Origin of the sequence: Tepidibacillus decaturensis, from assembly GCF_001561915.1 — a bacterium.
Classification (GTDB): Bacteria; Bacillota; Bacilli; order Tepidibacillales; family Tepidibacillaceae; genus Tepidibacillus_B; species Tepidibacillus_B infernus.
In genome coordinates this window covers 1,652,713-1,654,622 of sequence record NZ_LSKU01000001.1, presented here as the reverse complement: position 1 = coordinate 1,654,622, position 1,910 = coordinate 1,652,713, and the positions used below count along the sequence as shown (strand labels likewise).

Sequence of the window (1,910 nt, the reverse complement as noted above, 5' to 3'; positions counted from 1 at the left end):
CAGGAGGTAATCATAACAATGAGCGAAACGACAACTTTAATTGAAGAATCAATGTTAATATCAATAAAAGAACATTTTAAATTAGAAGATCTTAAAGAGACTGCGATTAATTTTGTAACTTTTAAGAAACAATATGGGTTTCCCTTTGGAGAATTAACCATTTTACATTATCAAATGTTCGGGGGCAACTCTGAAGACATTTATAAAGCAGCTGCAGCGGTTGAATTGGCGATTCTTTCCTTAGATATTTTTGATGATCTTCAAGACCAAGATAACCATTCAATGCCTTGGCAGCAGATATCTAACCCGATTGCGATGAATATTGCAACGGGTTTTCTTATATTAAGTATTAAAACGTTACAACAAACCTCATTTGCTCTTAGTTCCAAATTAAAAGCAATACATTGTCTAACTAATCAAGTTCTAAAAGCAGTGAACGGTCAACATCAAGATTTAGTAAACGCTATAGACATCGAAGAAGACTATTTACAAATGATTGGACAAAAATCCGGGTCTTTAATTGCTGCAGCTTGTTTAGTTGGAACAGCATTAGCTACAGATTTTTTTCATGATATTGTGCAAGAATATGCAGAAAAAATAGGGATAAGTGTCCAAATCAGGAATGACATGAAGGATCTCTTCCTATGGGACGAAAAAAGCGATTTAATCAACAAGAAAAAAACATTACCGATTTTATACTTATTACAGAAAGAAGAACCTAGGTTACAAATTCTAAAAGACTATTTTTCTGAAATGATAGAGAAAGAGAATTTATTAAAAAAGAAAACCGAAATACAAACCATAATAGAAGAATCAGGGGTAATAGAATATACGAGTGTTATCATGCGTGTCTACCAATTAGAAGCCAAAGAAAAAATAGAGAGTTTAAATATAGAGAAAGAGTGGAAAGATCAATTACTTGCCAGATTGTAAAGGTTATTATATTGACCTCAAAAAAATGGCGGGATACCGCAATACGATTTGCGGTGCAAAGTTGTTGATTGTATATTATAGTTGAATTAAGAAATAAATGGTAGCTTTGAATTAGGTGATCTCAGCTTACTAGATTGTTATAAGGGACTTATAAGTTCCTGTATACAATAAAATGGAGCCGTTCCAAGCATCATGACAGTGCACATGGAAATCGGCTCTCAGAGCTTTACCTTGCTGAATGACAAAGTAAAGGACACATCTTTATTATGAAGCATCTAATTAACTTTGTAAATAGCAAGGTGGGGCAATATCAAGGGAAATATGACAATGGGAGGGCAATCAGTGAAAAAAGTTACAGCTGTATTTGTTTTGATGTTGATGATGGTTTTTGGTAGCTTTGGAAATGTCTTTGCTGCCGAGAAAGGAATTCCGGAACTTGACCTTACTCAAAAACAATTAGCAGAGATAAAACAGGGAAAAATGCAAACTGAGTTAATAAAAAAACAATGGGAAACTCGTAAAGGATCTAAGTATTATGGGGATTTAAAGGTTTCTGAGGACGTTTCCATTCAAGCTGGCTACTACTCAAGACCTGGAATGTTTCTCGTAACGTTGGACACAGCAAGTAGTAGCTCAAGTGCATGGGCTGGTGGACATGCAGGTTTGGTTTATAATGATTACTTTGCCATTGAATCTTTTGGTAACAAAGGCGATAAGAATGGAGTAAATTTATGGCCAAACGATTGGGATACTCGCTATGAGCACATGGAACTTAGATCTACAAATGATACAACAATTGATGAAGACAAACAAGCTGCTGAAAAAGCATATTTATACATTGGAAAACCTTACAACTACAACTTCTTTTATATAGATCAAGATGATTCATTCTATTGTTCACAACTTGTATGGTATGTTTTTAATGATCTATTTAATATTAATTTAAATGATGGTGGAGCAGTTTGGCCTGTTGATTT

The 1,910-nt window shown here is 34.1% G+C and carries 2 protein-coding genes; both read left to right on the top strand.

The window, feature by feature from the left end; all coding sequences use genetic code 11:
* The first annotated feature begins 18 nt into the window (after positions 1–18).
* Positions 19–933: a polyprenyl synthetase family protein gene (locus tag U473_RS07885; protein ID WP_068725094.1), complete on the top strand. Its 915-nt coding sequence runs from the start codon at positions 19–21 to the stop codon at positions 931–933.
* Positions 934–1,275: 342 nt separating this feature from the next.
* A partial coding sequence (locus U473_RS07880; RefSeq protein WP_068725092.1) for a YiiX/YebB-like N1pC/P60 family cysteine hydrolase occupies positions 1,276–1,910 on the top strand: 635 nt, incomplete at its 3' end.

What these genes read in the sequence shown, in the direction of transcription:
- U473_RS07885 (WP_068725094.1), top strand. Translation starts at nt 19, where the DNA reads ATGAGCGAAACGACAACTTTAATTGAAGAATCAATGTTAATATCAATA.